This window comes from Vibrio sp. (assembly GCF_984391705.1).
On sequence record NZ_CFHWOM010000144.1, the window covers coordinates 1 to 1,931 of the forward strand.

The 1,931-nt window shown below is 39.3% G+C and carries 3 protein-coding genes; 1 reads left to right on the forward strand and 2 read right to left on the reverse strand.

All coding sequences use genetic code 11. The features are described 5' to 3' along the window. On the forward strand, positions 1-173 hold a 173-nt coding region (locus AC4MRV_RS21990; protein WP_491189396.1), incomplete at its 5' end, for a transposase. Positions 174-484: 311 nt separating this feature from the next. On the opposite strand, the gene AC4MRV_RS21995 is transcribed toward AC4MRV_RS21990, so the two are convergent. Together AC4MRV_RS21995 and AC4MRV_RS22000 are read right to left on the reverse strand one after the other, a co-directional pair. Next, on the reverse strand, positions 485-1,393 hold the full coding sequence (locus tag AC4MRV_RS21995; protein ID WP_491189395.1) for a phosphotransferase enzyme family protein: 909 nt from the start codon (positions 1,391-1,393) through the stop codon (positions 485-487). 122 nt (positions 1,394-1,515) lie between these two features. Then, positions 1,516-1,716, reverse strand: coding sequence for a barstar family protein (locus tag AC4MRV_RS22000; protein ID WP_225312987.1), 201 nt, complete (start codon positions 1,714-1,716; stop codon positions 1,516-1,518). Between the last annotated feature and the right edge of the window lie 215 nt (positions 1,717-1,931).

A 1,931-nucleotide genomic window follows, 5' to 3' on the forward strand; every position in this document is an offset into this window, starting at 1 on the left:
GAGGAACTAATGAAAACACCAATGGCTTGATACGACAATACTTACCAAAACGCACTTCTATGTCACACGTGACACAGAAGCTCTGCAATGAAATTGCACACAAATTAAATACTCGCCCACGCAAAAGGCTTGGGTATAGAACACCAACGGAGTATATTCATGCGCATCTGTAAAAAGTGTCGTACTTCAAACTTGATACTAAGAGGTCTAGTTTGAGTTTCTGACGGTTAGTTACCAACTATTGATAAGCAATGTAAGCTAAAAACAGCGCCATTAAGACTGCAAATATGTAGTCTTTAAAAATTCCTAAGATATCCAATTGTTAACTCTTAACTAAGTAAATGATGATTTCGTATAGACGCCCAATTAAGTTGTGAGCAACGCTGCTACCTTACTAAAACACTGAACCGTAATCACCAAACAAGTACAACCGAAAGTGCCGAACGTTGCGAATCAGCTTGAATTGCTTGTTATAAGAATATTTTTATAGATACATCTCTCTGATTACCGCGAACAACTCGAACTTACGATCGAACCAGTAATCATCAAATTCCCACTCATCAATTGTAGCCTCGCCAATAAAACCAATTTGCCAAATATTATGAGCTATCAAGAGCCACGGAATAGCTATAAGCTCTTCTTCAGAGAACTCTGAGATTGACTGATAACCACTCAGAAATGATGACCATTGTTCTTTAATGTTGTCACTATTAGTGAATAGAAGATTCCATAAGAAGACTACAGGGTCATATATTCGCCAACTTCTGCAACAGAAATCCAAGTCAAGTATCGTGATTTGCTCTGATGAGAAGATTGCATTACCCCAATGGAAGTCTCCGTGGCACAAAACCTCCGGTAAAGGAAACTTAGACAAGTTGACCTCCACTTGCGTAGCTAAGGTTTCGATAACCCCAACCTTTTCTTGCTTGTGCCTATAACCGGCTCTGATATTGAGCAAAGGTAAAGTGAGCAACTCTTCAGTTTTTTTAGGCGGAAAATCGTGCTTGCTCTGTGTTAAATGGAGCCGAGCACACTCTAGACCAAATAAGTAACATTGAGAAGAATTGAGAGTGGACACCGTATCCCCATGTACAAAATGGCTTAACACTGCATACATATCATCAATATACTGGACATACTTACCGTCAACTCCCGGGACAGGGACGGTTACAGAAACTCTATTAGCTTTCAAGCTAGCATTGAACTCGGTCATTGACGTCAAATGCGACAAAGAGCAATGACTAGCTCTATAAAGCTTAACAACATATTGTTCACCGTAGACTGTCGTGAGTTGATACAACTCATGCATACTCGAAAGAGCAGAAACATCAGTGACATTGATATCGTAAGCTTCATTAAGCTTTTGTTTAAAGTATCGAATGTTATCTTTCACAGATGCTCCAATATTTATAACGCTATCTATACGGCGCTAAGCCGCTCTTTACATAGATATAATGCGGTCTTTCGTTTAAGTCTTCAACAGAAAATCAATAGCTTAGTGAGCGAGTTAAAAAGTTAGAATGCACAGTGAGTGCATAATTTCTGAATTAGCTTCTGAGGCATCGATGATTGATTTTCGTCCGTGATGCAGTCCCAGAATGCGTCTAGGTTGTAACCATAGAGCCCTGGAAAGTTGAGTTTCTTGGATACGTATTCATAGAACGTTTCTTCATCCATAATTCCTGACATATCTATGAGTAATTCTTCGCTCATCATTCCGTAGTTCTCCCCTTATGAGTGCTAATGCTTGCAACAAATATCGCCACATCATTAAACCAAATGAGACCTTACTTTGCGAGGCTAGAGGTTTTACTTAATAGGAGAGGAGCGTAGCTTTTAGATGAGCTATTGATAAATATAGAGGCTCGAGCTTGTTCAACACTTGGGATTTAATGTTGGCTACGCAACGCTTAATCCTTATTTGTTAGCTT

Bases quoted from the DNA above. Each gene is read 5' to 3' on its own strand.
- AC4MRV_RS22000 (WP_225312987.1), bottom strand. From the start codon at position 1,716: ATGATGAGCGAAGAATTACTCATAGATATGTCAGGAATTATGGATGAA.